This window comes from Thalassospira lucentensis (genome assembly GCF_050516545.1).
Classification (GTDB): domain Bacteria; phylum Pseudomonadota; class Alphaproteobacteria; order Rhodospirillales; family Thalassospiraceae; genus Thalassospira; species Thalassospira lucentensis_C.
The window spans coordinates 4,007,252-4,031,217 of record NZ_CP191544.1 but is presented as its reverse complement, the minus strand read 5'-3'; the positions used below and the strand labels follow the sequence as shown (position 1 = coordinate 4,031,217).

Sequence of the window (23,966 nt, the reverse complement as noted above, 5' to 3'; positions counted from 1 at the left end):
TCCCATAGCAGCCGAACCACGCAAAACGCATGGGATTTCAGTCCCTTGGAATCAAAGAGAGAATCGTAATATGCGGTTTGGCGAAATTTTGGCGAAAACTGACTCTTTCCGATCAGTGTCAAAGCCGCTATTCCAAGCATACGAGCAAAAAAAGGAGAAACCATGCGTCCAATTCCCCAGCGTATCGCCGAAGAACTTTCGGTTCGTCCGGAACAGGTCATTGCCACCATTGAAATGCTTAATGAAGGCTCCACCGTTCCGTTTATCGCCCGTTACCGCAAAGAAAAAACCGGTGGGCTTGATGACACCCAACTTCGCACGCTGGAAGAACGCTTAAGGTATCTCACCGAACTTGAAAGCCGTCGGTCATCGATCCTTGAAAGCATCCGCGAGCAGGAAAAACTGACCCCGGAACTTGAAGCCGCGATCAACGAGGCCGACACCAAGACGCGCCTTGAAGATTTGTATCTGCCCTATAAGAAAAAGCGCCGCACCAAGGCCCAGATTGCGCGTGAAGCCGGGCTGGAGCCATTGGCAGATGGCCTGTTTAACGATCCGACCTTGGACCCGGAAACCGAGGCGGCAAAATTTGTCGATTCGGATAAGGGCGTTGAAGACACCAAAGCCGCCCTTGATGGTGCGCGTCAGATCCTGATGGAACGCTTTGCCGAAGATGCCGACCTTGTCGCCAAACTGCGTGATCGTCTGTGGAATGACGGTGAAATCACCGCAAGTGTGATTGAAGGCAAACAGGCCGAGGGTGCAAAATTCTCGGACTATTTCGAACATTCCGAAAAAATCAAAACCTGCCCGTCGCACCGCGCACTTGCTTTGTTCCGGGGTCGAAACGAAGATATCTTACAGCTTAAACTGACCCTGGGGGCAGAAGACGAAGCCCGACCACGCGGCGAACAAGGCCGTGCCGAGATTATGATTGCGACCCATGTCGGCATCAGGGATCAAGGGCGTGCTGCGGATAAATGGCTTGTCGATACGGTTCGTTGGACCTGGCGGGTGAAACTGTCACTGTCGATCGAGCTTGATCTATTTGGAACGCTTCGCGACAGTGCGGAAGAAGACGCGATCAAAGTCTTTGCCGATAACCTCAAAGACCTTCTTTTAGCGGCCCCTGCCGGTCAAAAGGCCACCATGGGTCTCGATCCGGGGGTACGTACCGGGGTTAAGGTTGCTGTGGTCGATGCCACCGGCAAATTGGTCGATACCGCAACGGTTTATCCTTTCCAGCCGCGCAATGATGTCGAAGGGGCGATTAACACCATGGCTGCCCTTGCCGCCCGCCATCAGATCGAACTGATCGCCATTGGCAATGGCACATTTTCGCGTGAAACCGATGATCTTGCCGGTCAGATGCTAAAACGGTTCCCGGCATTGAAGGCAACCAAAGTGATCGTCAACGAATCCGGGGCATCGATCTATTCCGCGTCGCAATTTGCCGCCGAAGAATTCCCTGATCTGGACGTATCGCTACGTGGGGCGGCATCCATCGCCCGTCGTTTGCAGGACCCGCTGGCCGAACTGGTCAAGATCGAACCGAAATCCATCGGGGTTGGTCAGTATCAGCATGACGTATCAGAAACCAAACTCGCACGTTCCCTTGATGCCGTGGTTGAAGATTGCGTGAACGGGGTTGGGGTTGATCTTAATACTGCATCGATCCCGCTTTTGACCCGTGTTGCAGGCCTGACTGAAACACTGGCGCGCAATATTGTCGGTTATCGCGATTCAAATGGTGCGTTTCAATCACGCACAGATTTGAAAAAGGTCGAACGTCTTGGACCCAAGGCGTTTGAACAGTGCGCCGGTTTCTTGCGCATTCGTGGTGCTGCCAACCCGCTTGATGCATCGGCAGTTCACCCCGAAGCCTATCCGCTGGTGAAAAAGATCGGTGCGCAAGCCTCCAAATCGCTTGCCGATCTGATCGGGGATTCGGCCTTTATCAAAACCCTTCGGGCCGAAGACTATGCCGATGACACATTCGGTGTACCGACCATCCGCGATATTATTGCCGAACTTGATAAACCCGGCCGTGATCCGCGCCCGGAATTCAAAACCGCGAAATTCACCGATGGTGTGAATGAAATCAAGGATTTGAAAACCGGCATGCGGTTGGAAGGCACGGTCACCAACGTCACCAATTTCGGGGCATTTGTTGATATTGGTGTTCATCAGGACGGCCTTGTTCACATCTCCCAACTGGCCGATAAATTCGTTGAAGACCCCCGTCAGGTGGTCAAGGCCGGGCAGATTGTTTCCGTCACCGTCATGGAAGTCGATGCCCCGCGCAAACGGATCGGGCTTTCGATGAAATCGGACCCGGATTACGAAGCAACCCGCGAACGCCGCACCGAACAACGCACTGATCCGCGCAGCACCGCCCCACGCGGTGGAAATGCTAATCGCGGCCAACAATCATCTGGTTCGCGCAACAATCAGGCCAATCCGAACCGTGGCAATGCTGGAAATAATAGCAGCAGTGGCGGCGGTGACGCCGGTGGTGCGATGGCAGCCGCCCTTAAGGCCGCGATGGAACGCCGTAAATAACGGCCAACAGCAAAGCTGAACATCATCAAGGCGGCGCGATTGGGTATCAACCATCCCGCCGCCTTTTTATTTTCCCGTGACCTATGCAGTCAATTGACACAAAGCGCGGAAAACCCCATTTTGCAGCTTCACCAAGGGGAGCCTCGTCAGGGGGCTGAGAAACTGCCGTGTGAAATATCAGCGCAGTGACCCGTTGAACCTGATCCAGTTCATACTGGCGTAGGGACGGTGCGAACGCTGTCACCAACGTTCTCCATCTTTCCGACTTCGAACTGGGTCTCCAACGCCGCGACATAAGATGCATTGGAGCCTCGATATGACGACCGACCTTTCCCAAACCGCGACCGATCTTTTTGAACGCATGCGCGCGACCAATCCATTGGTTCAGTGCATTACCAATTATGTCGCAATGAATTATGCCGCCAATGTCCTGCTGGCAGCAGGCGCATCGCCTGCCATGGTCCATACACCCGAAGAATCCGGTGAATTTTCCTCCATTGCCAGTGCCCTGACGGTTAATATCGGCACCCTGTCGCCCAACTGGGTCGATGGCATGATTGCCGCGGCCAAATCGGCCAATGATGCGGGCAAACCATGGGTACTTGATCCGGTTGCGCATTTCGCCACCGGGTATCGCCGCGAGACTGTCGCTAATCTGTTGAAGCTTCGCCCGACCGTAATTCGCGGCAACGCATCAGAAATCATCGCCCTTGGCGGTGGTCAAAGTGCCGGTCAGGGTGTTGATAGTGGCGATCCGGTCGAACAGGCAGAAGATGCCGCACGCACTCTTGCCGCTGCGCAAAACGCGATTGTTGCCGTCACCGGCGAAGTTGATTACGTCACCAATGGCACCCGTTCGGTCCGCATTGCCGGTGGATCGGACCTTATGCCAAAAATCACGGCGATGGGCTGTGCGCTTACCACCCTTGTCGGGGCCTATGTTGCCATTGCGCCCGATCAGGCGTTTGAGGCAACCGTTGCGGCCCTGACCAATTTTGCCGTGACCGGTGAAATTGCCGCCAAAACCGCACAAGGCCCGGCATCCTTCATGACCGCCTTTGTCGATGGGCTGCATAACCTCGATGCAGGAACCTTTAACACCACCGCCCGGATCGAGGTTCTATGAAGAAGTTCGGCTTATCCCTTTATCTGGTTCTTGATCCCGGTCTGTGCCGCACCCATTCGATGGTTGAAACGACCATGGCCGCGATTGCAGGTGGGGTAACCATCGTGCAATTGCGCGATAAAAAGGCCGGAACCGAAGGCCTTATTCGTATTGGCCGTGAATTGATGGATGCGATGTCTGGAACCGGTGTTCCGTTGATCGTCAATGACGATATTGACGCCGCCATCGCAATTGGTGCGGATGGCCTGCATGTTGGACAGGATGATCTGCCATCGCGGGCGGCCCGCGACCGGCTGGGGCGTGACAAGATCATTGGTCTTTCGATTGAAGATGAAGCCGTAGCGCGCAAGGTTGACCCAAGCATTGTCGATTATGTCGGCATTGGCCCCATCTTTGCCACCCCGACCAAGCCCGACCACAAACCAGCCATTGGTTTTGACGGGTTGGCTGAATTGATAAAGATCGCAGGCCTTCCATCTGTTGCGATTGGCGGGCTTAAGCTTGAACATGTCGCGCCGGTTATAAAAAGCGGTGCCAACGGATTGGCGGTTGTTTCGGCCATTTGCGGCCAACCCGATCCCGAGTCTGCAGCGAAACGTCTTTCTGACGCTCTAAAGACCGCCCGTTCATAACGCCCAAACACGATCTAATTTGCGCTGAAATATCACATTTGGCGAACTTCCAATCCCCGCAGCGCTAACCTTCTGCGGGGATTGGTGTTTTTGCTGTGACGAGATTTCACACCTTCTGGTCTGCGCATGGCAGTCCATCACCTTATGCACGAACCGGCACGGAAATGCCGCAATTGCGCCGCTAATTCTTCTGCTTCGCCGGTCATATTACCCCGCATGAAGAACGAGAAACCGCGCGAGGAAGGCCATGCCTAAATCTTTGCTCAGTAAACCGGTTGTCATAGCCTTGATCAGTCTGATGACGATCACCACAGCCGCGTTGGCTGCGATCAAGGTCGCCCCAAGACCAACGACGGACAGTGTCACGATCCATTCTGAAACCAAGAAAGGTGAAGTCATCTTAAGCCACCCTGACGGAACCATTGCGTTTCTACGCAATTGTCTGAAATTCCCCTGTCAGATCGATATTTCGGCCCTTAGCCGCGGGGAATATGACGTCATGATCCGCAATGGCACCGACATTCAGCATATGGTCGGACTTTATAAAGAATAGCGGGCCTAATCTGCTGATCACCCGCGAATTGCAAAAAAACCACCGGTTTTCGGGAACGTTTTGCCCCGCAAATTGTTCATCAGATGTGTTTAAGCAACAGACCATTGCCAGATGACGCATTGCATAAACCGCCCAGCGTCCTAGATAACTGAGCAAAGGCATCCCTCTTGCCGCGTTTAACGATCCTGCAACAAAGGTTTCCAACAGGTTGCACGGGATTTTCACTTTCACCAAACGCGCAAAAAGGGATATGTTGCGTTACCGCACAGACCCATAATGAAAGTCGAGGAACTGTATCATGGCATTTGAACTCCCAGCACTTCCGTATGCATATGACGCGCTTGCACCAGTCATGTCGTCTGAAACCCTTGAGTTTCACCATGACAAACATCACAACGCATATGTTGTGAACGGCAACAAGCTGCTCGAAGGTTCGGGCCTTGAAGGCAAATCACTCGAAGAAGTTATTGTTGCTTCCTACGATGACGCTGCCAAAGCCGGCCTGTTCAACAACGCTGCCCAGCACTGGAACCATATCGAGTTCTGGCAGATGATGAAGGGCAATGGCGGCGGCGCCATTCCGGGTGAACTGGAAAAGAAAATCGTCGAAGATTTCGGCTCTGTCGATGCCTTCAAAGAAGCCTTCATTCAGGCTGGCGTTACCCAGTTCGGTTCGGGCTGGTGCTGGTTGGCAATGGACAAATCGGGCAAACTGGTTGTGACCAAAACCCCGAATGCGGAAAACCCGCTTGTTCACGGTCAGACCCCGCTGCTTGGTTGTGATGTTTGGGAACACTCCTATTACATCGATTACCGCAACGCGCGCCCTGACTACGTCAAAGCGTTCCTCGACAGCCTGGTTAACTGGGAATATGTCGCAGAACGTTTTTCCAAAGCTGGCTAATCAGCCCCAAGCTTTGAGACGACTTCAAAAGCGGTCCCTTCGGGGGCCGCTTTTTTATTTGTTTTGGCTTACTAACATGCAACCATAAAATGAATCGGTCATAGGGAGTTTTCAGTTTGGAGAAAGAAGAGAAAGGGGAGAACAAATGGTTCTCGATCGCCTTTGCTATCTCCGTCGTTCTAGCTGGGCTCGCCTTGGTTGGAATGATTTGGTTCGGGGTGCAAAAAACCTCTGACTTTAAAGAGCTAGGTCAGTGGGGTGACTTCTTTGGAGGAACTCTAAACCCAATATTCACATTCGTAACTATACTTGGTCTTTTGCTAACAATTGTTCTTCAACGTAGCGAACTCATACTATCAAGAAAAGAACTCAGCCGTTCAGCCACGGCACTTGAAGGTCAGATCAACCAAATCAACTCGCAAAAGTTTGAAAGCACACTTTTCCAGATGCTCTCAATGCTTAACGAAATCGTTGATGCGATTGAGGTTATACAGCCTTCAACTAGAAACAAGCATAAGGGGAGAGATGCATTTACAATTCTGTATTCAACAATGCAGAATTCTTATCAAAACCAGAAGAATTCCCCATATAATCATCAAGAAAGTCGGGACTTTACAGACACTGAATTAGTCAACTTGTCGATGACCCGATTCATGAAAGAATATGCGCCAAAAATCGCTCATTACTGCCGATATTTATATAATATTTTCAAATTCTTGGACGAAAACGAACATTCCCAACAATATCATTCAAGAATGGTCCGATCACAACTATCAAACCAAGAGTTGAAGCTCTTGTTCTATAACTGCCTCTCTGATCAGGGCACAAAGTTCAAGTTGGTTGCCGAAGAGCATGCCCTTTTTGACAACTTACCAACAAGTGAGCTTTTCGAGACAAATCACAAATTGTCTTTCAATGATAAAGCATTCGGAATTGAAAACGCCGCCGAATAATCGGCAGCGTTTCACTTTTACACCTGCTCAAACGCCTGATCAGATATCGAATTTGATACCCTGAGCCAATGGCAATTCGCGGGAATAGTTGATCGTGTTGGTCGCACGGCGCATATAGCCTTTCCATGCGTCTGAACCAGATTCACGACCACCACCGGTTTCTTTTTCACCACCAAATGCGCCACCGATTTCAGCACCCGACGGGCCGATATTGACGTTGGCGATGCCGCAATCCGAACCAACAGATGACAGGAACAACTCGGTCTCACGAAGATCGGTCGAGAAGATGCAAGATGACAGGCCCTGGGGCACGTCATTCTGAAGGGCAATGGCTTCTTCAAGTGTCTCGTAGGTCATGACATAGAGGATCGGCGCGAATGTTTCGTGTTTCACCGTGTCGGTCTGACCGGGCATTTCGACCACCGACGGGGTGACATAAAATGCGTTCGGATATTCCGCTTCAAGTGTGCGTTCACCGCCATGAACCGTGCCACCATCTGCCTTGGCCTTGGTGAGTGCGGTCTGCATGTTGTCAAAGGCATCCTTGTCAATCAGCGGCCCGACAAGCACGCCGTCTTTAAGCGGGTCACCGATTTTGACCGACTTATAGGCCGCAATGATTTTCGGCAACAGTTGATCTTTAACATCCTTGTGGACAATCAGGCGACGCAAGGATGTGCAACGCTGACCACAGGTGCCAACGGCCGAGAACACAACCGCACGCACGGACATATCGATGTCTGCTGACGGGGTTATGATCATGGCATTGTTACCGCCAAGTTCAAGGATGGTGCGGCCAAAGCGCTGTGCAACACGTGGGGCAACTTCGCGGCCCATGCGGGTCGAACCGGTTGCCGAAATCAGGGCGACATCGCGGCTATCGGTCATGATTTCACCGATTTCGCGATCACCAACAATCACCTGATGCAGATTTGCCGGGGCATCGCCAAATTTCGCCAGCGCCTTTTCAACGATTTTCTGACAGGCAAGTGCGGTGACCGGGGTTTTTTCCGACGGCTTCCAGATCACGGCATTACCACAGACCAGTGCCAACGCAGTATTCCACGCCCAAGGTGCGACCGGGAAGTTAAAGGCTGTGATCAGGCCAACAACGCCCAAAGGATGCCAGTTTTCCATCATTTTGTGGCCTGGACGTTCGGATGCGATGGTCAAACCATAAAGCTGACGCGACAAACCAACTGCGAAATCGCAGATGTCGATCATTTCCTGAACTTCGCCAAGGCCTTCTTGATAAATCTTGCCGCATTCAAGCGACACCAGACGACCAAGCGGTTCTTTGGCAGCGCGTAGTTCTTCGCCCAACAGACGTACCAATTCACCACGGCGCGGGCCGGGAACCTGACGCCATGCACCGAATGCCTTTTTGGCATCGCCGATCACATCAAGCATTTCGGCCGGTGTGGTTTCGGTGACAGACGCAAATTCAGACCCGTCGACCGGGGTCTGGACTTTTAGCGTCCCGGTGGCAATTTCGGCGTCAGACAGACCAAGCTCGGTCAGGATGGATTTAAAACTCACAGTAAAACTCCCTTCTTTTTAAACTTTCGGTGACCTCACCGACCATTCCAGTGATGTTAATCTGCGATCTCTGCCACTTTTGGCAAAAGTCTGGCGATGATGGCAAAAGCCTCATCGACCTGATCAAACGGAATGGTCAAAGGTGCCAACAGGCGCACCACATTGGCATGTTCACCACTTGGCATTAACAATAGCCCGCTCGCACGGGCCAGTTGCAATAAGCTTTGCAGACGTTTGGGCGATGGCTTGCCGTCATCTGCAATCATCTCGAAGGCGCGCATGGCGCCAATTCCGCGCATATTGCCGATTACGTGCCCGCCGGGCAGATCGCACAACCATGCGATATGGGTCGCGTATTTTTCGCCAAGCTGCTTGGCACGACCCAGAATTTTATCGGTTTCCAGTACTTCGAACACACCGGTTGCTGCCGCACAGGCCACCGGGTTGCCCGAATAGGTCCCGCCAAGCCCACCGGGGGCCAGCGCGTTCATAACATCTTCGGCCCCGGTGATGGCAGCCAGCGGGAAACCACCGCCAATCCCCTTGCCCATGACAAGGATATCGGGTGCCACACCGGCATGCTCAATGGCAAACATCTTGCCCGTCCGCCCAAACCCTGACTGGATTTCATCGGCAATCAGAACCATACCGTTTGCATCACACAGGCGGCGCAGCGCCACCAGAAACGCCGCGTCACAGGCGCGAAAACCGCCTTCGCCTTGCACCGGTTCGATCACAATGGCCCCAACAGATGCCGGATCGGCTGAAACGGCAAATAACTTATCAATCGCTGCCATGGCATCGCCAACCGATATCCCGGTTTCAGGGCAAGGATATGGCAAATGCCAAACCGGCCCCGGAAGCGGCCCAAGCCCGGTTTTATAAGGCTTGGTCTTTCCGGTCAGGGCCAATGTCGCCAAAGTTCGACCATGAAACGCCCCGTCAAAGGCAATCACCCCGGTCCGTCTGGTAAAGGCACGGGCAAGTTTCAATGCATTTTCCATGGCCTCTGCCCCGGAATTGGTCAGCATGGATTTTGCAGGACCTTCAATCGGGCAGTTTGTCGCCAACCAATCGGTCACGGCAACATAGGGCTCATGAGGCAGCGCGTTAAAGCAGCTATGGGTAAAGCGTTCACACTGTTTTGCCACCCGCTCCATCACCAGCGGATTGCGATGCCCGACGGTTAAAACACCAATCCCGCCAACAAAATCGATGAAACGGTTGCCATCAACGTCCCATGCTTCGGCATTCAGTGCGCGATCGAGATAAACCGGATGAAGGTTGCGCACCCCTGCTGAGACCGATCCGGCCTGACGATCCCGAATTGCGGTGCTGTTATCTGGCATCTCTGTCGTGCTGGCATCATCACGGGGCATGTGGGGCGTGCTCCGACCTTTTTGGTTAACAGTTTAATTTCGTATCATCGTTACGAAACCGAATTAAATTACGTTTAGTTCCAACACCGGGGCATTGTCGCGGATACGTTCGTAGCCAAACACAGATAGATCAAGGGTCTGATAGGTATTGGTTGCTATCAGCTCAGATATGCCGCGCCCGACCGCCGGGCTTTGCTGCAATCCGTGGCCGGAAAAGCCATTGGCAAAGACAAAGTTCGTAACGTCCGTATGGCGGCCAAGGATCGCGTTTTGATCAAGCAGGTTATAGGAATAATGACCGGCCCAGGCATTAACGACCTTAATCGCTTCAAACCGTTCACAGCGCTCATACAGACCGGGCCAGATGATGTCGTCAAACAGGCTGTGATCAACGTCGAAATCCCAGCATTCCGGATCGCGATCTTTGGGCGGGGCAATGCCGGTGATGAAAAATTCGCCTTCGGGACGGACATAAAGCCCGCTTGGGTCAATCAGCATCGGGCAGGATGCATTAATGTCAGCAGCATCGCGGCAGTTAAACACGAAGATACAGCGTTTGCGCGGCTCAACCGGGATTTCAAGACCCGCCATTTTCGCAAGCTTTGATCCACCCGTTCCCGCGGCATTAACCAATGTGCCGCACCCAAACCGACGGCCATCTTTCAGAACAACACCGGTCACCTGATCGCCTGCGCGCACAACATCGACCACTTCACCGTCGATATATTCCGCCCCCCGACGACGGGCCTGTTTGCGGAACGACTGCATCAAGCAATAGGCGTCAAACCATCCCTCGCCCGTGCGGCCCCAGCATCCTGCTGCCAGATCGGATGTATTCATCCACGGGTATTTTGCAGCCAATTCATCGGGTTCCATCCAGATGATATCGCCCCCAAATTCGGTCTGGGTCGCGTGGTTCTGGCGCAGGATATCGCGGCCATCATTGGTTGCGAGAACAAGATAGCCCTTTTCATGCAGGGCAATATCAACATCCGGGTCAAGATCACGTTTCAGATTGCGCAGAAAATCAATGCCGTAAGCCGACATTTCAATATTGATCGGGGTCGAAAATTGCTGACGGATTGATGCTGCCGACAAGGCAGTCGAGCAAAATTCATAATTGGGATCTTTTTCAATCACCAGAACCCGACCCTTGAAATCATCCCGGCCGGTCAGATGCCACGCGATGGAACTGCCAATGACCGCGCCACCGACAATGATCACATCATAATTTTCGTTCGCCAAACCCATTCTTGCGATCTCATCCGATACAGTGTTGAAGCCTTCTGACCGTTTTCATTCCCGGACATTATTGTTGTTCTGCCTTAGATACCGGCATGGTCTGAAAGGAATATATCCTTCCAAAACATTACAAACTGACAGCCCCCCGGTACTTTAGCTCCATAGCCCGAACGCTTCAAATGGTGGCGCGAGGGGGCTTGGAACCGTTTAAAACGTTACGCCTTGGAGGAGAAGCAAACAAACGATATATTCGCACCACATCATTCCGTTTTGTTATGAACTGGATTATCCATGCGCCGCGTGCTTCCGTCCCTGACCGCCTTGCAATTCTTTGAAAGCTCTGCGCGTCATTTGTCCTTTACCCGGGCTGCCGAAGAACTCAACGTCACGCAAAGTGCGATCAGCCGCCAGATCCGTGCGCTTGAGGAATATCTTGGTCGTGATTTGTTTCGCCGGGTTAAGAAACGCCTGAAACTGACAGCTGCGGGCGAAGCTTATGCCGCACAGGTCCGTGATCTTTTGGATCGGGCAGAAGCCGCAACGCTGCAAGTCATGGCCTATTCCGATGCAGGCGGGATGCTGACGGTTGGGACACTTCCAACATTCGGGGCACGCTGGTTGGTGCCACGTCTGGGGGACTTCAAGGCAACCTGGCCTGATATTCAGCTTAATCTGATCACCCAAACGCGTGAGTTCAATTTTGACCGCGAAGGCATCGATATCGCCATTCACTTTGGCGATGAAAACCTGCCGGGCTGTGTGTTTCACCGTCTGATGGGCGAAACCTTGATTGCGGTATGTGCGCCAAAACTGCTTAAGGAAAATGACGATCTGCCGATTGCCCGCGAACGGGTGCGCAATTGCACACTTTTACAACATTCCACCCGCCCGCGCGCATGGCAGGACTGGTTGGCGGCAACCGGCGTTGCTGTGGTTGATGAATTGGCCGGTCCACGGTTTGAGCATTTCCACATGGTCATTCAGGCCGCGGTTGCCGGACTTGGATTGGCACTTTTGCCGGAATTTCTGGTGCGCGAAGAACTTGAAAGCGGGCGATTGGTCGCACCTTTCGATGTCTCAATCCCCAATCACCACGCCTACTACGTTGTGTATCCGAAGGAAAAAGAAAACAATTTTGCCGTCCGCGCGTTTAGGGACTGGTTGCTTGCAACCTGTAAAAACGACCAAGAACAACTCCCATCGCAATGATCCGATACTATCCTTACGGATCAGAAATTGATTGTCGATTAAGCAACCGGTCCCTAATGTTCCTTATGATTGGGCTTTACCGCCGGAAAAGGTGGACTGTTCCCATATAGAAAAGAAGCTTTCAAAAAGCTGATCTGGGAGAAATCCGGTACACATACCGGGAGTTGGGAAAAGGGGATATGCGCTGTGTCGTTACTTGAAGACCGTCTGGAACGATATGCCATCTTGCCGGCTACTTTTGGCACCTTGCGCAAGGCATCACGCGACATTCACGATGGATCGCCCAAACGGGCCAAGAATTTTTATGAATCTATCGCGCAAAAACCTGAAATCAATCAGGCCACCCTTGACCGTCCCAAACTTGATCAGTTGACCAAAACCTTACAGGCACATTGGCAAAAACTGTTTGACGGTAAAATCGACGAGGATTTTGTTCGCCAATCCATCGCCATTGGTGAACGTCATGAAGAGTTTGGCATCACGCCCAAACTTTACATCGCGGCCTATAACGCGGTTACCGATGCGCTGATTGAAACCATCATCGTCAAATTCCGCTGGCGTGCAGGTGAAGCTGCCAAGATCGTCACTGCCCTGACATCCGTGATGTTGCTTGATATCGAGCTGACCCTGACCGCCTATTGCGATGCCAGTGCAGAAAAGCGCCATACGGCATCTGAAAATGCCTTTGCAGATCAACAGCTTGACCGCACCATGGATCTATCGGTTGCCATCAATGAAAGTGCCATTTCCAACGCGCGCATGATGAACGTGATCGAAGATGTCGATCGTCAAGCCCAATCAATCTCAGCGGCCGTTGATCAGATGGTATCTGGCATCAGTCACATTGCCGAAAATGGCCGGGCAGCAGCAGACAACGCCGAAGATGCAATCAATGTCACGCGCACCGGTCAGGAAACCGTCAAAGGTGCTGTCAACAGTATGGACGAAATTGCCAATGTCGTAAGCGATGCGTCAAAGCGGGTTGATGTCTTGGCCGAAGCATCGGCAAAGATCGGTGAAATCGTTGAGTCCATCGAAGCGATTGCCTCGGAAACCAATCTTTTGGCCCTTAACGCGACGATTGAAGCAGCCCGTGCCGGTGATGCCGGAAAAGGTTTTGCCGTGGTCGCCAATGAGGTCAAAGCGCTGAGCCAACAAACCGCGCGCGCAACCGAGGAAATCCGAACCCGTATCACCAATCTTCAAGACGAAACGCAGGGCATTGTCGATGCAATGAATTTGGGGACAGAGGCGGTTTCACGCGGTCAAGACGTCATGGGGGAAGTTGCGCGCGAAATCGGTGACATCGGCACCAAGATGGAAGACACCACCCAACGCATTGCCGATATATCCAATATTCTTGATGAACAAAACCGCGCAACCGATGCCGTTCGCGGCGGCATTACGGGCATTGCCAACCAAACAGGTGGACAAGTCAGCGCGATCAGATCGGCGATTGAAACCGTCAGCGAGGTCGAACAACTGATCGATCAACAGGTTTCGGAGCTGGTGCGCTATGACATTCCCAACCGCACCATTCGCAGTGCGCGGGCCGAACACGCCGTTTATTTCAAGGCAGTTGCCGAAGTACTTGCTGGTCTGACCGACCCTACCAAGGTTGATATGGGGGCGGCTGAAGCCTGCCGATTTGGCAAATGGTATAGTAGCGACGCCGCCGAACCGTTCCGCAAACTACCCAGCTTTGCCACTGTGCGCGTTCCCCATGAAATGCAGCACAAAGCTGGCCACGATGCCCTTTTGGCCTATGCCAATCACAATACGGCGGCCGCCGAAGCCGCATTTTCCAAGATGGAGGCCGCAACCATCGACGTTTTGGCCGCCCTTAAACAGCTTGCAGCAGAAGCCCGTGAAATTGTCGCCTAAGCCAAACTATCATCTAGATTGTGCTTTGCCTGACTGACCAGAACTGCACCGCCATCAGGGTCAGAAATCGCACGGATCGGACTTTTAAACACTGCTGACAACAGGTCGGGACGCATAACCGTATCAACGGCACCGTCCGCGACCATTTCACCGTTCTGCAGAACAACAACTTTGTCGGCATAGGCCATGACCTGATTAAAGTCATGCAGGATCATGAGAACACCGACGTTGTTTTGATGTGCTTCGCGTCGTGCGACGGCCAACAAGGTGTGCTGATGGGATACATCCAACCCCGAGGTCGGTTCATCAAGCAGCAAGAACCGACTTCTTATTGATTGACCATGAGCTTCCATACCATCCGAACCCGTTACCAAAGTGCGCGCATCAACATCCGCCCCGTCCATGCCCCAGACCTGAACCAATGCGCGCGCAAGATGGACGCGCTGTTTCTCCCCACCCGAAAGGGCCGGATACGCCCGCTCACTCAGATGATCAATATCGGCAAGTTCTATGGCACGTCGAACCAATTGCTGATCAAGTTGCCTTATTGATAGCTTACGAAAAGGCGACCGCCCCAAAGCAACGACGTCGCGCACGACAAACGGGAATGTCATAGAGGCTGCCTGTGGCATTACCGCCCGTTCTTGCGCCAATTGCATTGCAGGGATACCCGAAATATCCCGTCCATTCTGGGTTACAGTGCCTTGAGCGGCATAAAGCTCGCCGGCAAGAACCTTTAGCAAGGTCGATTTTCCGGCCCCGTTTGGCCCCAACACCGCAAGAACTTTGCCCGGTTCCACCGCAACAGAAATATCGCGCAAAAGATGACGCCCGCGGGCCACAAAACTGATGTTGTCCGCAATCAGGCTCATAACCGACGCCTTTTCTTTTCGCGCATCAAAAGCCCAAGGAAAAATGGCCCCCCGACAATCCCGGTGACCAAACCAATCGGCAATTCCGCCGGAAGAACAATGATCCGGGCCACCGCATCCGCACAGGTCAGAATGATCGCACCACATATTGCCGATGCCGGCAGGACATAGCGATTATCCGGCCCCGTTACCAAGCGCACCAGATGCGGCGCGACCAATCCGACAAAGCCGATAATGCCTGACACGGCAACTGCCGCCCCAACCACAAGTGCGGTAACGACCGTTGCCCTGCGTTTAAGATGCTCAACCTCGACACCAAGATGGCGTGCTTCGGCCTCGCCCAGCAAAAACAGGTTCAGTGGCGTTCCCAACCCTAGCAGATACAAAATACCGCCAGTCATAACGACCAAGGCAGGTGTATCGGCCGGACCATTTCCCGACAAAGCCCCCATCTGCCAGAATGTCAGACTGCGCAATTGGGCATCGTCAGCCATATAGGTAAAGACACCGACCCCGGCAAAGGCGATGGCATTGATCGCGACCCCGATCAGCAACATGATTGCCGCATCTGTCTGACCATCCTGACGCGATAAAACCCGGATAATACCGGTCGCCAAAACAGCACCGCCAAAGGCCGCAACCGGCACACCATAGGGTCCAACAACCGGATAATAACTTCCCAGAATGATGTGCCCTGCCACAATCATCGCCACCGCCCCCAAGGCAGCACTGGCCGACACCCCGATGATACCGGGATCGGCAATCGGATTGCGAAACAGGCTTTGCATAACAGCCCCGGCAAGTCCAAGCCCGGCGCCAATCACAATCGCGCGCAAGATGCGCGGCAGGCGCAACGTATCAAGCACACGTGCGTCAAACGCATCAATGCCTGTACCGGTAAAACCGACGCGATGGGCGAGATGACCGACCACATCCCCCCATGCGATTGCCGCACCACCTGTGCCAAGTGAAACAATCGCCGCGGCAATCAAGCCAAACATCAGAAGAATCAAAACCACAACCGGCCCACGGATCGGCACATGATTATGAAACGATGTCACCATCTGCTTCACGCGCTCACTGCCCCTGTTCTTTTTGATGCAGTGTTTCAGCAATCTGGCGAATTTCCGATGCGGATTCCGGCCCGAAACCCAGAATCGTCGAAGACGAAACCGACAAGACGTTACCTGTGGCAACGGCCTTGTTCAGGCCCAGAATAGGATGCGCTTTCAAACCATCGAGACCACCCAGACCATCAATGGTCGATTGCGCGATCAGAACATAATCTGATCGATCAGATGCAATCACTTCTGGTGAAACCGGCTTGTAACCATCAAAGGCCGCCATGGTGTTTTCCCCACCAATCAGACCAATGATTTCGTTGGCAGTCGTATGGTTCCCACCTGAAAGCGGTTGTCCATGCCCGACCGCCATCAAGAAGACGATGCTTGGCCGCGGATCGGCAGAAGCCCCGCCCAGATTTGAATTGTCATCTTGAACCTTACGGCCAAGGGCGGCTGCCTCGTCCGGACGTCCCAGCGCATCCCCGACAAGGGCAATTGCAGCCGGAAGGTTTTTCATTTCATCAAGGGACGGCAATTTGAGAATTGGTATTCCAAGACCGTCAAGTTCCTGCAGCACCGTGTCCGGACCGGCTTTTTCGACCACAACGATCAGATCGGGTTGCAGACTGATGATGCCTTCGGAGGCCAATTGCCGCATATAACCGACCTTGGGCAGATCAGGAACCGGTTCTGGCCGCGTGCTGGTGGTATCTGTTGCAATCACACTGTTGCCCGCCCCAAGGGCAAAGACAATTTCAGTCGCCGGTGCCCCAACCGTGATAACGCGGCTGGGACGATCGGCGGCAAAACTTGGCACCCCAAAACCGATAAAACCGGTCAGGGCGATTAAAAAGATGATGAAACGGTGCTGCATCGACTACTCCGCAACTGCTTGCAGTGCGGCATCGAAACGCGGAAGGCTTTCGGCCAATGCCTGCCATGCCGGGTTCTCAGATTCCTTTGGCGGACGCTCGCCACAGAAAATGACAAAATTGTTCAGATCAGAATCATAAAGCTCGACCGTGGTAACAACACCTTCGCGGATCGGCTTCCTTACAATCCATGCCTCGGCAATCATATCCATGCGCAGATGCAGGGTGAAACGCGGGTCCGTAACATTGATCCAGTCACCCATTTCACGGATGTTTTTCACCGGACCGGTATGGATCTGGATCGCCCCGCTATTGCCGACAAACACCATAATCGGCAGGCTGCTTTCGGATGCCTTTTCCAACATGGTTTTCAGTGACTCATTGCCAAGGCGTTCGGCAAATTCTGGGCCGACAAGACGCATGCCCTGCTGACGTCCAACATTGAAATCTTTCAGCAATCCGTGGAACTGATGGACATCCATCATCTTGCGCCAATGTGCCCGAAGGTTCTCTACGTCAACCTCGTCATCTTTTCGCGTGACCGACTTGGGCAATGGCGGCAGGGTTTCGATACCCGGTGTCTGATTTTCTGCCTTGAATTCAGCGACCAGCGCGTCATAGCCCGCATCAATCGACTCTGCCGTCAGGAAGACCTTGTGAATGGCTTTACCTTCGTGATCAAAGAACTGGATGCTGCGGCGGCGACCTGCACGCGGGTTGTTGGTTTCAACGGCAAACCCATGGCCCCAGTGCCCAAGGAACAGGCGCAAATCCACATCTCCGTTCAGAACCAGACCCATTTCACCATTGATGCCGACCTTGCCGAATGTTCCGATTTTTTCATGAACAACGCTCGGATTGCGGGTAAGGATCTTGACCTCGCCAAGGCCCTCAAGACGCTTGATCAGATCACCCCAATCGGCATCAAGACGGGTAACGTTGCCACCAACACCTGATGCGACCAATTCACCTTCACTCAGGCCAAGCTCGGCTGCGATATCAACGGCATATCCTGTTGCCTCACCTGCAGAAAATGCGGCCCAGGCTTCAGACGGGGTTTTAAAATTATTTTCACTCATGGCGTTTCTTTACCTCTCAATAAAGATCCGGTGGTCCAGACGATGCAGAAGCTGCATCGCCTGACCCCGTGACCTAGAATTTCATGCTTGCGGAGATTTTTACGTTGCGACCCGGCTCATACAGGCCGTTGTCAGCCGTCTGATAGTTATGATCGAGAATGTTATCGATCCCGGCATTCACCGTCAGCCCGGGCAGGGTTTCGCTTGCATCCCAGCTGGCAAAAAGATCGAAGGTTGCATATCCCGGAACCTCGTCACCCGAAGCAATCCGGGTCAGTCGGTCAACCATGTTTGCCCGTCCGCCAAGCTCGACACCGACGTCAACAAAGCGATATCCACCAGAAACCGAAACCTTGTCGGCAGGAATGTTTGAAAGATTTGCACCTGTTTGCGTGTTTTCACCGCGAATACGCGACCCGGCTAGTCCGGCAAAAACAACGCCCGTATCGTAGGACAGTTCCGCTTCGAACCCTTCGATCTGCGCTTCCGGGACGTTCACACTTTTGGTTTCCGCACTGCCCATAACAGCGCCTTGTTGCTCGATATAATCGCTAATATCGTTCTGGAAATAGGCAACCTTGGCACGGAAGGCATCACCTGCGCTCAGCAGGTTGTCCGACTTGAAATTGGTCCCGAATTCCCACGTCTTGGCTTTTTCAGCTTCAAGATCGGGGTTCGCGACAAAATTGTTGCCGGGGAAGTGATAGCCGCTTGCATACATTTCAGTCATGGCCGGTGCACGGAAGGCCTCGGCATAACTGACATAGGGCTGCATCCACGATGTCACCCGATAGCTTGCCGAGAAACGGGGCGAGATCGCACTGTCTTCGCGCGAACGTTGTCCGTCAGCAGACAGATCGTATGAATCAAACCGCACACCCGCCGTGACATCAAGCGCATCCGTTAGCGCCAGATTGTTGTCGACATACAGGCCATAAATCACCATATCGGCATCCGGGAACAGGTTGGATACGGCAACCCCGTTGCGGCGACCTTCCTGTGAATCCTGATAAAGCTCGCCGCCAATTGTTACCGCGAGATCGCGACCGGCCAGATCAAACCGTGACGTGTTATTGCCATCAAGCCCGATGGTATCAAGGGTGCGTTCATCATGGCGACCATCGCTGACGCGCTTTTCATCCAGATCAGTCCGCATGCCATAGGCATTAAGCTTTGCATCAACCCAGTCATTGCTGGAATCCCGATAGCTGTAGCCAAGGACCAACGATGTTTCTTCGCTTTCGCGATCTACAAGAAAGTTGCTGGTGGCGTTAACAGCAGCACCGCTATCGGGTGCCGCCGGCAATTGGTGATCATCGCTATAGCGCTGCAAGGTAAGGGTCAGACGGTTTGCATCATTGATGTCGACCCCGCCTTTGAACAACCCGTTGATGTAATCATCATCGGTGTAAGGTTGCTTGTCGCCATCCCCGGATTCAAAGTTTCCCGTGCTTTCGCGGGTTACACTGGCAAGAATGTCGGTATTGTCTGACGGGCGACCATAGACCATGCCGTTCGTTGTCAGCCCGTGATCGACACTGGCATATCCCACCTTCACACGCGCACCGATATTCTGACCCGGATCAAGAAGATCATCGGCATCCTTGGTGGTCAGGGCAATCACCCCGCCAAGTGCGCCCGTACCCTGCATCGTTGACGCCGCACCGCGATAAACTTCCACAGATTTCAAAACTTCGGGATCAAAGAAAAAGCGCCCTTTGTGACCAACACTCATGTTGGCACGCGCACCATCTACCCGGACAACAACCCGATCCCCAGTCAGACCACGAATGATCGGTTCCTGAACCGTACTTCTTGGACCGCCGTAAATTTCGACACCTGGCATGCCGCGCAAAATGTCACTCAGATCAGAAGGCTGGCGACGTTCCAGTTCTTCTTGATCGACAATCGAAATCGATGCCGGTGCATCAATTGCCGATGTTTCCAGCTTGTTCGCGGTGATCGTGATCGCATCAAGTGCAACCACAGTTTCCGCAACGGGCAGTTCTTCAGTTCCGGTAACGTTTTTCGCATTGGTCGCAGATGTATCTGCCGCTTCCTGGGCATGTGCCGCGACGCTAAGTGCAATTGTGGATACTGTCGCCAAAAGCAGGCGCGCAGAGATGGCTCGAACCATAGATTTTCCCCTGTAAGGCAGCTTTTACCGATTTCGGCTGGCTGGCTGGCTTGTGCAGGGAGGCACTGGCGCGCTGGCTGGCAAATCTGGTCAGATTTGATGGTGTGGCGTCGTTTTGACGCCTTATTTGGTCAGAATTAGTTTGTTGTTTGACGTCATACGAAGGCGGTATTCGTCCCCTTGATGAAGAATGATGACTTCGCGGTCATCCCTCATCAATTCTTCCACCTGTATCTGTCTTGGCTGATCGGCTTTTCCGGTCTGTTCCGGTCTGGCTGCGATGTCAGGCATCGCAAACTCCTTGTCCAATTTCTTTTTAATACTAATAATGATTTGCATTCCTATAAGAAAATGAGAATGCAAGTCAACTGCATAATTACACCGGAGATGCGATCTCCCCGTTCCAAGGTTCCATGATGTGAAAAAGGCCACATTCCAAGTTCCGGAATGCAGCCTTTTGGTTAGAAACCTATCTGTCTGGTTGATTATGCCGCTAGTTTCCGCCGATCTTTTCCGCCGATCCCGCACGCATCGCAGCGACTAGCTGGATTGCAACGACGACAAACAGGAAATAAAGCGCAACCTGCCAATCGCCCAAAAGATCGTGAAGGGCGCCAAACAGCACCGGACCAATGGCAGCAAACAAATACCCCACCGATTGGGCCATGCCCGAAAGCCGGGCCGATGTTTGCGGATCAGCACCGCGCATCCCCACCAAGGTCAGGGCAATACTGATCATGCTGCCTTGACCAAGGCCAAGACACACCGCCCAAAGATACGGCAATTCCGTGGTGGCAAAGACAAATCCGGGAACCGCAATAATCAACGGAATATGCAAGACAAGCATCGCAAGTTTTTTATTGCGAAACTTGGAATAGATCAGGGGGGCTGCAAAGGCCGCCGGAATACCAAAAACGTTAAACACGGTCAAAAGAGTCGCGGCTTCGGCCTCGGAAATTCCGTGATCGATGAAGACTTTGGCGACCCATGCTGTGCCGGTATAAAACATCAACGACTGGCACCCGAAAAACAGGGCAAGCCACCATGCTTCGACATTTTTCCACAGCGATATTTGCGCAATCGGCGATGGTGGCACCGTCTTATGACGATAGCGCAGCATCGGCAACCAGCAGACAAAAGCAATCGCGGCAAACACCGCCCAAACACCAAGCGACCAGCGCCAATCGCCATCCGCCGCATTTCGTATCGGAATAGAAACGAATGCCGCGACCGTCGCACCGGTTGACATGGTAAAGGTATAAAGGGCGGTAACCAACGCCACATGCGTTGGAAAACTGCGCCGCACCAATGACGGTGTCAGCACATTCATGACCGCAATTGCAGCGCCCAGAATGATCGTCCCGATCACCATGATGTCATAAGCACCACTGGCGCGAAGCCCCTGCCCGACCGCGATAAACAGCAACATCGCAAGCAAAGTTGCCTCAATCCCGAAACGCTGCCCCAATCGCGGGGCAAAAATGGACAAGACACCAAAACTAAGCACCGGCAAGGTGGTTAACAGACCAAGTTCCGTCCCCGAAAGCGACAGGTCCGTTCCGATAATTTCGGCAAGCGGGCCAAGCCCGACGATGCTGCCGCGCATATTGGCCGCCAAAAGCAGGATCGCGATTAAAAACCAGATATGCGCGCCAAGGCGGTTAAACCCGCGCCCGGCATCAATGTTGGGCGCGGCATGTGGGGCAGTCTTCTCAGTCATCGGATGGCTCCGTTTGGGTCTGGTGTGACCCATGTTAATCCGTGGTGGTGGCACGTATGAAATCTGGTTTGGTGGATCAAGTATTGATCAAAATTGACATCGTCGGTCTATATCGCACTCAGCCCCCAAAGAACACGCAGCGCGACAAGTACGAACAAAATCGCAATGATCCGTTCAATCCATCCTGCATGATCGCGCAACCATGGCAGGACAGCCCCGTGCGACAATCCAATCGCCACAAGGCAGTACCATGCCGCATCAATCGCTGCTGCGGTAAAGGCCAGCAGGAATTTGCTGCTCCATTCGAATTCGGGCGATACAAACTGGCTAAACAGGGCAAGGAAGAAAAGGGCGATCTTGGGGTTTAGAAACGCAATCATGAACCCGTCGCGGGCGGCTTGGAACAATGATCCCGAAAACGCATTAGCGCCGTCGACATTAAACTTCGCACCTGCCCCTGCGGCCCGCCATGCCTTGATGGCAAGCCAGATCAGATAGATCGCCCCAAGAATACTCACCGCATTGTGAAACACCGGAACGGTTTGAAATAAAATGCCAAGCCCGGTCATGGTGATGACGGCATAAAAGCCGATCCCCAAACCATGCGACACGGCACAGGCAAACCCGGCTTGGCGGGACTGCCCGACAGAATAACGCAACACAACCGCCAGACTGGGTCCCGGCGTCATTGCGCCAAGAACACAAATGGTTGCAACGGACAACCAGGCGGTAAAGCTCATAACGTTTCCTTTTGGTGGCGCAGGATGACGTCCTGCTTTATTTGCCTGCAAAGCTATCTGCTTGCCAGAACCGTTTCAACGGAAATGAACTATCGCTATGATGCGCATATGCGCCACCACGCAAACCAACACACATTTCCTGCAAGTTACGGTTTTAAATAATGTTTCTGCTGTTAAAGAACGCCAATGTTTTCGCCCCCACACCCCTTGGCCTGAACGATATCCTGATCTGTCATGACAAAATCATCGCCATTGCCCCTGATCTGGTCATTTCTGTTCCAGCCGATCTTCACGTCATCGACCTTGGCGGCAAAACCACTGTTCCGGGCTTTATTGATGGCCATGCCCATTTGATTGGCGGCGGCGGCGAAGGCGGATTTGCCACCCGCACACCCGAAGTCGCGGTTGGCAAACTGATCGAAGCGGGCATTACATCGGTGTGCGGTTTGCTGGGTACGGATGGCGCCACCCGCCATATCGCGTCGCTTTATGCCAAGACCAAAGCATTGCGGAGTGAAGGTATATCGGCCTGGTTCTTTACCGGTGGCTACCGCGTCCCATCCCCGACCCTGACCGGCAATATCGTTGATGACGTCACGTTTCTGGATGCCTGTATTGGCCTGAAAACGGCGATCTCGGATCATCGCAGCAGTCAAAGCACGGTTGATGAAATCGCGCGCATTGCATCACAGTCTCGCATTGGGGGGATGACATCGGGCAAGGCAGGATCGGTTGTTGTCCATCTTGGCGATGGAACCGGGCATTTTGATCCACTGTGGGCTGTGATTGATCAAACCGAAATCCCGATAGGCCAATTCATCCCGACCCATGTGAACAGAAGACGTGCTTTATTGGATGTTGCCAAGGATTGGGCAAAGCGTGGTGGCAATATCGATTTCACCACCGGCATTGATGCCGAACCGCAGGATGGCGGCGCAGTTAAAACATCCAAGGGCATTGCAGAATGCCTTGGCGATGGTGTCACGATTGATCGTATTTCCATGACATCGGATGGCAATGGATCGCTTCCTGATTTTGATGCCAATGGGACAATGATCGGGCTGAGTGTTGCCGGGTTTGACACCATCGGGCGTGAATTTGCCGATCTCGTGGAAACAGAAAGACTTGATCTCGAAACCGCCCTTGCCCCAATCACCATCAATCCGGCCCGGATGTTGGGGCTTGATAACCACAAGGGACAGATCAAATCCGGCTTTGATGCCGATATTCTCATCCTTGATGACGGGTTGGCCCCAGATACGGTCATTGCGCGCGGCAAACCGGCCATGATTGGCAAAGAACGTCTGTTGCGCGGAACATTTGAAGATTAATTTCCCGCAAATCACGTTTAATGGCCGCTAAAAGGGCGACAATTCCATATACGTGCGGGATTGGCGCCTTTTTATCGCCCTATCTGCCCGAAAGAACCCCCAATATCGCCAAACCCCTTTCGTATTTCCCCTTCAGGCTCTCATCCCTCGGCACAGGCCAACCTATGG

20 protein-coding genes and 1 riboswitch are annotated in these 23,966 nt (G+C 53.1%); of the genes, 9 read left to right on the top strand and 11 right to left on the bottom strand.

Annotated elements, in window-relative coordinates; all coding sequences use genetic code 11:
- Nucleotides 1-162: 162 nt before the first annotated feature.
- The 6 genes from ACQ0MK_RS18525 (at nt 163) to ACQ0MK_RS18500 (ending at nt 6,730) form a co-directional block, all read left to right on the top strand.
- Nucleotides 163-2,562, top strand: a complete 2,400-nt coding sequence (locus ACQ0MK_RS18525; protein WP_430473861.1) for a Tex family protein — start codon at nt 163-165, stop codon at nt 2,560-2,562.
- 124 nt (nt 2,563-2,686) lie between these two features.
- Nucleotides 2,687-2,805: riboswitch (TPP riboswitch) on the top strand.
- A 73-nt stretch (nt 2,806-2,878) separates the two neighbouring features.
- Nucleotides 2,879-3,688, top strand: a complete 810-nt coding sequence (gene thiM / locus ACQ0MK_RS18520) for a hydroxyethylthiazole kinase (protein ID WP_430473860.1) — start codon at nt 2,879-2,881, stop codon at nt 3,686-3,688.
- Nucleotides 3,685-4,320, top strand: coding sequence for a thiamine phosphate synthase (gene thiE, locus ACQ0MK_RS18515; RefSeq protein ID WP_430473859.1), 636 nt, complete (start codon nt 3,685-3,687; stop codon nt 4,318-4,320). Before thiM ends, thiE begins: the two co-directional genes overlap by 4 nt.
- A gap of 247 nt (nt 4,321-4,567) precedes the next feature.
- Complete coding sequence (locus tag ACQ0MK_RS18510; protein WP_430473858.1) at nt 4,568-4,873, top strand: hypothetical protein; 306 nt, start codon at nt 4,568-4,570, stop codon at nt 4,871-4,873.
- A gap of 298 nt (nt 4,874-5,171) precedes the next feature.
- Nucleotides 5,172-5,777, top strand: a complete 606-nt coding sequence (locus tag ACQ0MK_RS18505) for a superoxide dismutase (protein WP_430473857.1) — start codon at nt 5,172-5,174, stop codon at nt 5,775-5,777.
- A gap of 116 nt (nt 5,778-5,893) precedes the next feature.
- Nucleotides 5,894-6,730, top strand: a complete 837-nt coding sequence (locus tag ACQ0MK_RS18500) for a putative phage abortive infection protein (protein ID WP_430473856.1) — start codon at nt 5,894-5,896, stop codon at nt 6,728-6,730.
- A gap of 39 nt (nt 6,731-6,769) precedes the next feature.
- Here ACQ0MK_RS18500 and amaB read toward each other — a convergent pair whose 3' ends face one another.
- The 3 genes from amaB to ACQ0MK_RS18485 all read right to left on the bottom strand — a co-directional run bounded on the left by amaB (nt 6,770) and on the right by ACQ0MK_RS18485 (nt 10,899).
- On the bottom strand, nt 6,770-8,269 hold the full coding sequence (gene amaB, locus ACQ0MK_RS18495) for an L-piperidine-6-carboxylate dehydrogenase (protein ID WP_430473855.1): 1,500 nt from the start codon (nt 8,267-8,269) through the stop codon (nt 6,770-6,772).
- A 56-nt stretch (nt 8,270-8,325) separates the two neighbouring features.
- The gene (locus ACQ0MK_RS18490; protein WP_430473854.1) at nt 8,326-9,648 is read right to left on the bottom strand and encodes an aspartate aminotransferase family protein; all 1,323 of its coding nucleotides are present in this window, start codon (nt 9,646-9,648) and stop codon (nt 8,326-8,328) included.
- Nucleotides 9,649-9,711: 63 nt separating this feature from the next.
- Nucleotides 9,712-10,899, bottom strand: coding sequence for an NAD(P)/FAD-dependent oxidoreductase (locus ACQ0MK_RS18485; protein ID WP_430473853.1), 1,188 nt, complete (start codon nt 10,897-10,899; stop codon nt 9,712-9,714).
- 282 nt (nt 10,900-11,181) lie between these two features.
- On the opposite strand from ACQ0MK_RS18485, the gene gcvA reads away from it, so the two are divergent.
- On the top strand, nt 11,182-12,099 hold the full coding sequence (gcvA, locus tag ACQ0MK_RS18480; protein ID WP_430473852.1) for a transcriptional regulator GcvA: 918 nt from the start codon (nt 11,182-11,184) through the stop codon (nt 12,097-12,099).
- A 186-nt stretch (nt 12,100-12,285) separates the two neighbouring features.
- Nucleotides 12,286-13,983 carry a methyl-accepting chemotaxis protein gene (locus ACQ0MK_RS18475; RefSeq protein ID WP_430473851.1) on the top strand — a complete coding sequence of 566 codons (1,698 nt, stop codon included), beginning with the start codon at nt 12,286-12,288 and terminating at the stop codon, nt 13,981-13,983.
- Here ACQ0MK_RS18475 and ACQ0MK_RS18470 read toward each other — a convergent pair.
- The 8 genes from ACQ0MK_RS18470 to ACQ0MK_RS18435 all read right to left on the bottom strand — a co-directional run bounded on the left by ACQ0MK_RS18470 (nt 13,980) and on the right by ACQ0MK_RS18435 (nt 22,467).
- Nucleotides 13,980-14,855: a heme ABC transporter ATP-binding protein gene (locus tag ACQ0MK_RS18470; protein ID WP_430473850.1), complete on the bottom strand. Its 876-nt coding sequence runs from the start codon at nt 14,853-14,855 to the stop codon at nt 13,980-13,982. The genes ACQ0MK_RS18475 and ACQ0MK_RS18470 overlap by 4 nt on opposite strands.
- Nucleotides 14,852-15,919 (bottom strand): FecCD family ABC transporter permease, encoded by a 1,068-nt coding sequence (locus ACQ0MK_RS18465; protein WP_430476047.1) that lies wholly within the window; start codon nt 15,917-15,919, stop codon nt 14,852-14,854. Before ACQ0MK_RS18465 ends, ACQ0MK_RS18470 begins: the two co-directional genes overlap by 4 nt.
- Before the next feature lie 13 nt (nt 15,920-15,932).
- Nucleotides 15,933-16,793: a heme/hemin ABC transporter substrate-binding protein gene (locus ACQ0MK_RS18460; RefSeq protein WP_430473849.1), complete on the bottom strand. Its 861-nt coding sequence runs from the start codon at nt 16,791-16,793 to the stop codon at nt 15,933-15,935.
- 3 nt (nt 16,794-16,796) lie between these two features.
- Nucleotides 16,797-17,870: a hemin-degrading factor gene (locus ACQ0MK_RS18455; RefSeq protein ID WP_430473848.1), complete on the bottom strand. Its 1,074-nt coding sequence runs from the start codon at nt 17,868-17,870 to the stop codon at nt 16,797-16,799.
- Nucleotides 17,871-17,943: 73 nt separating this feature from the next.
- Entirely contained in the window at nt 17,944-20,007 is a 2,064-nt protein-coding gene (locus ACQ0MK_RS18450) for a TonB-dependent hemoglobin/transferrin/lactoferrin family receptor (RefSeq protein ID WP_430473847.1), read from the bottom strand.
- 123 nt (nt 20,008-20,130) lie between these two features.
- Nucleotides 20,131-20,298, bottom strand: a complete 168-nt coding sequence (hemP, locus tag ACQ0MK_RS18445) for a hemin uptake protein HemP (protein ID WP_350044943.1) — start codon at nt 20,296-20,298, stop codon at nt 20,131-20,133.
- Nucleotides 20,299-20,500: 202 nt separating this feature from the next.
- Complete coding sequence (locus ACQ0MK_RS18440) at nt 20,501-21,727, bottom strand: CynX/NimT family MFS transporter (protein ID WP_430473846.1); 1,227 nt, start codon at nt 21,725-21,727, stop codon at nt 20,501-20,503.
- Between the two features lie 107 nt (nt 21,728-21,834).
- Nucleotides 21,835-22,467 (bottom strand): LysE family translocator, encoded by a 633-nt coding sequence (locus ACQ0MK_RS18435; RefSeq protein ID WP_430473845.1) that lies wholly within the window; start codon nt 22,465-22,467, stop codon nt 21,835-21,837.
- A 161-nt stretch (nt 22,468-22,628) separates the two neighbouring features.
- Between ACQ0MK_RS18435 and iadA the strand changes: the two genes are divergently transcribed.
- A complete protein-coding gene (gene iadA, locus ACQ0MK_RS18430) occupies nt 22,629-23,798 on the top strand; it encodes a beta-aspartyl-peptidase (protein ID WP_430473844.1) in 1,170 nt (389 codons plus the stop codon).
- Nucleotides 23,799-23,966 lie beyond the last annotated feature (168 nt).

Coding starts and splice junctions, on each gene's coding strand:
- thiE (WP_430473859.1), top strand. CDS start 3,685: ATGAAGAAGTTCGGCTTATCCCTTTATCTGGTTCTTGATCCCGGTCTG.
- ACQ0MK_RS18465 (WP_430476047.1), bottom strand. CDS start 15,919: ATGGTGACATCGTTTCATAATCATGTGCCGATCCGTGGGCCGGTTGTG.
- ACQ0MK_RS18440 (WP_430473846.1), bottom strand. CDS start 21,727: ATGACTGAGAAGACTGCCCCACATGCCGCGCCCAACATTGATGCCGGG.
- ACQ0MK_RS18450 (WP_430473847.1), bottom strand. CDS start 20,007: ATGGTTCGAGCCATCTCTGCGCGCCTGCTTTTGGCGACAGTATCCACA.
- hemP (WP_350044943.1), bottom strand. CDS start 20,298: ATGCCTGACATCGCAGCCAGACCGGAACAGACCGGAAAAGCCGATCAG.
- ACQ0MK_RS18490 (WP_430473854.1), bottom strand. CDS start 9,648: ATGCCCCGTGATGATGCCAGCACGACAGAGATGCCAGATAACAGCACC.
- ACQ0MK_RS18485 (WP_430473853.1), bottom strand. CDS start 10,899: ATGGGTTTGGCGAACGAAAATTATGATGTGATCATTGTCGGTGGCGCG.
- iadA (WP_430473844.1), top strand. CDS start 22,629: ATGTTTCTGCTGTTAAAGAACGCCAATGTTTTCGCCCCCACACCCCTT.
- ACQ0MK_RS18505 (WP_430473857.1), top strand. CDS start 5,172: ATGGCATTTGAACTCCCAGCACTTCCGTATGCATATGACGCGCTTGCA.
- gcvA (WP_430473852.1), top strand. CDS start 11,182: ATGCGCCGCGTGCTTCCGTCCCTGACCGCCTTGCAATTCTTTGAAAGC.
- ACQ0MK_RS18510 (WP_430473858.1), top strand. CDS start 4,568: ATGCCTAAATCTTTGCTCAGTAAACCGGTTGTCATAGCCTTGATCAGT.
- ACQ0MK_RS18460 (WP_430473849.1), bottom strand. CDS start 16,793: ATGCAGCACCGTTTCATCATCTTTTTAATCGCCCTGACCGGTTTTATC.
- ACQ0MK_RS18470 (WP_430473850.1), bottom strand. CDS start 14,855: ATGAGCCTGATTGCGGACAACATCAGTTTTGTGGCCCGCGGGCGTCAT.
- ACQ0MK_RS18525 (WP_430473861.1), top strand. CDS start 163: ATGCGTCCAATTCCCCAGCGTATCGCCGAAGAACTTTCGGTTCGTCCG.
- thiM (WP_430473860.1), top strand. CDS start 2,879: ATGACGACCGACCTTTCCCAAACCGCGACCGATCTTTTTGAACGCATG.
- ACQ0MK_RS18455 (WP_430473848.1), bottom strand. CDS start 17,870: ATGAGTGAAAATAATTTTAAAACCCCGTCTGAAGCCTGGGCCGCATTT.
- ACQ0MK_RS18435 (WP_430473845.1), bottom strand. CDS start 22,467: ATGAGCTTTACCGCCTGGTTGTCCGTTGCAACCATTTGTGTTCTTGGC.